This is a genomic window from Streptomyces sp. NPDC059853, from assembly GCF_042731495.1.
In the GTDB taxonomy this organism is placed as follows: domain Bacteria; phylum Actinomycetota; class Actinomycetes; order Streptomycetales; family Streptomycetaceae; genus Streptomyces.
Genome location: NZ_JBHWJL010000456.1, coordinates 1 through 2,753, shown reverse-complemented (window position 1 = coordinate 2,753; position 2,753 = coordinate 1). Strand labels below are relative to the sequence as shown.

The window sequence follows — 2,753 nt, the reverse complement described above, 5'->3', positions numbered from 1 at the left end:
GTGTCGAACAGCCGCCCGAGCAGCTTGGCGCGGTCCTCCGCCCCGGCGCGCAGGAAACGCGCGAAGTCGCCCTGCGGAAGCAGCACGACCTGGCAGAACTGCTCCCGGTTCATGCCGAGCAGCCCGCTCAGTTCCTCACCGATCTCCTGGTGGGAGCGGCTGAGAGCCCGCCACGTACCGTCGCCGCCCGGCGTGCGCTCGCGCAACGCGCTGTACGCCCGCTCGACGGTGAACCCGCTGCCGCGCTTCTTGGGCCGCTCCCGCTCCGGGCGACGGGTGACCTCCAGCCGTCGCCCGCCGACGGTGAGGTCGAGGACGACCTCGGTCGGGGTGCCCGGGTCGGCGTGGTCGCTGCGCAGACCGCCGGGTGCCTGCTGCCGGGCCCCGGGCACCGAGCCGTACAGCGCGTAGCAGACGCCGTCCAGGATGGCGGTCTTGCCGGCGCCGGTCGGCCCGTGCAGCAGGAAGAGGCCGCCGGACGAGAGCGCGTCGAAGTCGATGTGCTGGGTGCCGCCGAACGGTCCGAACGCGGTGAGGGTGAGCCGGTGCAGTCTCACGCGCCGCCCTCCCGTACCCGGACGGTCTCCAGGGCGCGGCGCAGCTCGGCGCGTTCGCGCGCGTCGAGTTCCTGGCCCGGGCGGACGTGGGCGATGAAGTCCTCGGCGATCCGCTGGTCGTCCCGGCCGCGCAGCCGCTCGGCGTAACTGCGGCGGTCCTCGGACGCGGTGCGTTCGGGCGCGAACGCGAGGGCGAGCAGGTGCGGGAACCGGGCGGAGAGCCGGGCCATGGGCTCGGCGGGGCGGGCCGGGTCGGTGAGGGTGGCCTCGACCCAGTGTGCGCGGTGCGGTTCCAGCGCCGGGTCGGCCAGCAGGTCCGCCAGCCGTCCGCTGATCCGTGCCAGGGGGCGGGGCACGGGGCAGTCGAGGCGTTCGGCGTGCACGGCCCCGGTGGCGTCGAGATCGACGAGCCACATCGACTTGCGGTGGGCGGCCTCGGAGAAGGAGTACGCGAGCGGTGAGCCGGAGTAGCGCACCCGGGCGGTGAGGGTCTGGCAGCCGTGCAGATGGCCGAGAGCGGCGTAGTGCACGCCGTCGAAGAGGGTCACGGGGACGGAGGCGGCGCCACCGGCGGTGATGTCGCGCTCGCTGTCGGAGGTGGCGCCGCCGGTGACGAAGGCGTGCGCGAGTACGACGGCGCGCGTCCCGTCCGGGCGGGCGGCCAGGTCCGCCCGCACCCGGTCCATGGCGGCGCCGAGCACGGCGCTGTGCCGGGCGGCCTCGACGGCGAACTCCTCCCGTACGAGGGCGGGTTCGAGGTAGGGCAGCCCGTAGACGGCGACATCCCCGTACGCGTCGCGCAGCAGGACGGGACGGTCGCAGGCGGCCGGGTCGGTCAGCAAATGGATACCGGCGCCCGCCATGAGCGGGGCGCCGACGCCGAGCCGCCGGGCGGAGTCGTGGTTGCCGGAGATCATGACGGCGGCGATCCCGGCCTCGGCGAGCCGCCGCAGCGCGTGGTCGAACAACTCCACGGCGGCGAGCGGCGGTACGGCCCGGTCGTAGATGTCCCCGGCGACGAGCACGGCGTCGACCTGCCGGGCGCGGGCGGTGTCGACGAGATGGTCGAGAAACCGCCGCTGCGCGTCGAGCAACGGCACCCGGTGCAGCCCGCGCCCCAGATGCCAGTCGGAGGTGTGCAGAAACCTCACCGAACGCCGCCCTCTTCTCCCTCACCGGCCCACCCGGCGGGGGCCGCACTTCCGGAGAACAACGCTAAGGGCTCGGACGGACCCGACCGCGCGGGGGTGTGAACTGCGCGCCCGGTGATGTCCCGGCGGCTGACCGACGCCGACGGCGCCACGGGATACCCCGCCGGTGCGGGGTGGCACCGGCCCCGGCGAGCCCGGATCAGCCAAACGGGCTGCCTGCCCCGTGTGTGCGGGACACCATGGACCTCCTGGCTGACGGTGGCGGCGACGAGGAAACCGAACACCAGGAGCTGGTAACACTGCACCGGACCCCGGATCCCCACGCTGCAGACGGACGTCACCACGGAGAGGAGCCCCCGGTGACGATCACCCCCCTGCGATGCGTTCTCACCCGGCGGACGAAGTCCACACATCCCCAGAAAGAGGACGAGCACGCTCGCTCACCAGACCGGAAAGGAGCAGGACTTCACCCTCAGAACCCACGACCACACCCACCAGCCGACAAACGACGAGGGCCGGCCCGTGTCCCACCGCCCGACGCACCCCCGAAGCGGACACGCACCGACTCCCCCACGACAGCCCTGGAACACGGCGGCCAAGCACCCGCATACTCGGAGCGTCAGCGGTGATGTCCCATCTCAGGCAAGACCTACACCAGACCCTTATGCGAGCTATGCCGGAATCTCAACTAGTAAGTAAAAACAACGCCCTCAGGCGATAGAGTCGCAGCTCACGCCCTGTGGTCCCCGCGCATGCGGGGGTGGTCCCGGTGACATCGTGATCAGGAGCTACGCCGGAGGGTGGTCCCCGCGCATGCGGGGGTGGTCCCGATCCCGATGTGGCGCTGATCACCCGAGTTTTGTGGTCCCCGCGCATGCGGGGGTGGTCCCTGACTGAGCCCGTATCCACGGGCGGCAGCCGAGTGGTCCCCGCGCATGCGGGGGTGGTCCCGCTTATGATTCTCGGCAGACGCAACCACTGCGGTGGTCCCCGCGCATGCGGGGGTGGTCCCCACGACAGCCGGTTCCCCGGCGAACTCGTGAGG

The 2,753-nt window shown here is 72.4% G+C and carries 2 protein-coding genes and 1 CRISPR repeat array; both genes read right to left on the bottom strand.

Translation table 11 applies throughout. The features are described 5' to 3' along the window. Positions 1 to 557, bottom strand: a 557-nt coding sequence (locus ACFV5N_RS26650) for an AAA family ATPase (RefSeq protein WP_385604750.1), incomplete at its 3' end; no start/stop codon positions are given. Beyond that, on the bottom strand, positions 554 to 1,708 hold the full coding sequence (locus ACFV5N_RS26645; protein ID WP_385604747.1) for an exonuclease SbcCD subunit D: 1,155 nt from the start codon (positions 1,706 to 1,708) through the stop codon (positions 554 to 556). The genes ACFV5N_RS26650 and ACFV5N_RS26645, both read right to left, overlap by 4 nt. 739 nt (positions 1,709 to 2,447) lie before the next feature. Next, a CRISPR array of direct repeats spans positions 2,448 to 2,720; the repeat unit is 29 nt; unit sequence GTGGTCCCCGCGCATGCGGGGGTGGTCCC. Positions 2,721 to 2,753: the final 33 nt, after the last annotated feature.